The following is a 304-nucleotide window of genomic DNA, read 5'->3' as shown; positions in this document are numbered from 1 at the left end:
CGCCCTTCGTTAAGCTATTTGTAGCAGTAACAGAAGCTGTAGTTGTTTGACTCTTTTCAACAGTAAACTTGATAGGATTTTGATTTAAGTCGTAATGAGTAGGAGCTTTCGTTTCAATAAACTGGTAGTCTCCCGGACGTAAATCAGAAACAGAAATTTTACCATCTTTATCAGTAGTTAAATTAGAACGAACATCATTGCCGTTCATATCAACAATTTTAAATACCGCCCCTTCAAGAGTAGAATTGTCAACGTCGTCAAGCTTAATTAATTCAACAGTGCCTTTAGTTAAGCTATTCGTAGC

General features: G+C 36.2%; 1 protein-coding gene. It reads right to left on the bottom strand.

Annotation, left to right across the window (positions count from 1 at the left end; all coding sequences use genetic code 11):
* On the bottom strand, positions 1-304 hold a 304-nt coding region (locus tag FOT98_RS31320), incomplete at both ends, for a prealbumin-like fold domain-containing protein (protein ID WP_260851159.1).

Origin of the sequence: Bacillus sp. HY001 (assembly GCF_007558965.1) — a bacterium.
Taxonomy (GTDB): Bacteria; Bacillota; Bacilli; order Bacillales; family Bacillaceae_G; genus Bacillus_A; species Bacillus_A mobilis.
The sequence above is the reverse complement of the archived record's forward strand: the minus strand, read 5'-3'. Positions and strand labels throughout refer to the sequence as shown.